1 protein-coding gene and 1 pseudogene are annotated in these 1478 nt (G+C 60.1%); both read left to right on the top strand.

Going from position 1 to position 1478, the window contains the following annotated elements:
• Positions 1-174: pseudogene (locus K290_RS38705) on the top strand (methyl-accepting chemotaxis protein); the annotation flags it as partial.
• A gap of 222 nt (positions 175-396) precedes the next feature.
• Positions 397-1478 (top strand): HAMP domain-containing protein (locus K290_RS0133370; RefSeq protein WP_028755413.1); only part of this gene is annotated, 1082 nt, incomplete at its 3' end.

The raw sequence follows: 1478 nt of genomic DNA, 5'->3' as shown, positions 1-1478 counted from the left end.
TCCACCAAGGCAGTTCACAAGGCTGTCGCCGCGCCGCTTGCCAACCGCCGCGCCACGCCTGCCGCTCCCGCGCAGACCGTCGCTGCCCAGCAGGCCCGGGCCAAGGGTTTTGCCCTCGATCTTTCCATGGGCGGCCCGGATGCCGGCGACGCGGATTTCCGCGAAAGCGCCTGAGCGCTTCCTCGATGGCTTCCGCCAGGACCGTCTTGGTCCCGGCATTCTGATATCCCCAACGTGTGTATGCGTTGGCGTCGTGGTTCCTGAGATGTCCGGTGACGGGGAAGTGAATGGATCGCTTTCCCCGATTCGAAGGCTCTCTTTATCGGTACGACGCTGTCAAACGGTGACGCCGTTCCGCAATACCCATTTTGCTTCTTTATCTTCGGGGATAGGACAATGCGCTTCTCCATCAAACTGAAATTAGCTCTCGCTTTCGGCACTATGACGCTGCTTTTGATCGGCATCGCGGTCTATGGCAGCATCAGCCTTGGTCACCTCAACGATGCCAGCAACGCAATGACGGCGGGTCCTGTCAAACAGTTGCAAACTGCGCTCGACGCCAACATTGCGGCAGTGGAAGCCATTCGGGCGCAGAAAGATGCGCTGATTGCCAATGGCGATGCGGAAACCGCCTTCTACAAGGAATCCAGCACCCATCTCGATACCATGTTCTCCCAAGCTCAGGATGGGCTTGCTATCGCGACAGTGGAAGGCAAACCGCTCTGGGAGAAATTGATATCGCTCGGCCAGACTTTCCGCCAGCGCTCCACCGAGCTGCAGGGCCTTGAGGCCAAAGGCGATCACGCCGGTGCCGCGGCGCTTTCGGACGGCGAGTTGAGCGACCTCAGCAAACAGATGGCGGGCGCGATCAATAGTCTCGTCGACATCCAGAAAAAGGCGTTGGGGGCGACGGATGCGGCCGGCGACCAGCTTTATGAAGACACGCTGATGGTCCTGGCTGTCGCCTCCGCTGTCGCGTTGATCATCGCAGCGAGCGCTGCCTTCTGGATTACGCTCGGGATCAATCGCGGCTTGGCCAAGGTGTCTGATATCGCCAAGGCCGTGGCGATCGGCGATCTCAATCAGAAGGTCGAGGTCAAGACGAATGACGAAATCAAGGATCTGATCGATACCGTCAACATCATGACCTCAAACCTGCGCGCCACCGCCGATGTGGCGGACCGGATCGCGATGGGCGATCTCTCCGTCGCCGTGAAGCCGCTCTCCGACAAGGATGTTCTCGGCCTGGCGATGCAGAGCATGGTCGCCAACCTGCGCGTCACATCCGATATCGCCACGAAGATTTCCGACGGCGATCTGACGGTCACGCCGAAGCCGCTTTCCGACAAGGATGTTCTTGGCTTGGCGCTGGAGCAGATGGTGGAACGCCTGCGCGGCGTCGTTGCCGATGCATTGGGCGCGGCCGACAACGTTTCCTCGGGCAGCCAGGAACTCTCGGCAAGCTCTGAGCAGGTGTC

Origin of the sequence: Rhizobium leucaenae USDA 9039, from assembly GCF_000426285.1 — a bacterium.
Taxonomy (GTDB): Bacteria; Pseudomonadota; Alphaproteobacteria; order Rhizobiales; family Rhizobiaceae; genus Rhizobium; species Rhizobium leucaenae.
Note: the sequence above shows the minus strand (reverse complement) of the source record. Positions and strands in the feature narration are given on the sequence as shown.